Genomic DNA, 558 nt, shown 5'->3' on the forward strand with positions numbered 1-558 from the left:
CCGTTCGTGAAATGCCTGATATTGAGAGCCCAGTCGTTTCTATCAGCACGCGTTATGAAGGCGCGTCGGCGACCATTATTGAAAGCCAAATCACCTCCGTATTGGAAGATCAGCTTTCTGGGATCAGTGGCATTGATGAAATCAGTTCTACCACTCGTAACAGCATGTCACGCATCACGATCACCTTAGAGATAGGTTACGATCTGAATACTGGGGTGAGTGATGTGCGTGACGCCGTTGCTCGTGCTCAGCGCTCGTTACCTGATGAAGCAGATGACCCAATTGTTTACAAGAACAATGGTTCGGGTGAAGCGTCCCTTTACATCAATCTAAGCTCTTCTGAAATGGACCGCACACAGCTGACGGATTATGCCGAGCGTGTTCTGATGGATCGTTTCAGTTTGATCACGGGTGTGAGTTCTATCGATCTCTCTGGTGGTTTGTACAAAGTCATGTACGTGAAACTCAAACCAGAGCTTATGGCTGGTCGTGCGGTCACGGCATCGGATATTACATCAGCTTTACGAAGTGAGAACCTAGAAAGCCCGGGTGGTGAAG

General features: G+C 48.6%; 1 protein-coding gene. It reads left to right on the forward strand.

Annotation, left to right across the window (positions count from 1 at the left end):
• Window positions 1–558: efflux RND transporter permease subunit (locus R8N47_RS27455; RefSeq protein WP_318186395.1), on the forward strand; the 558-nt coding region annotated here is incomplete at both ends.

Source organism: Vibrio sp. 2132-1 (genome assembly GCF_033344315.1).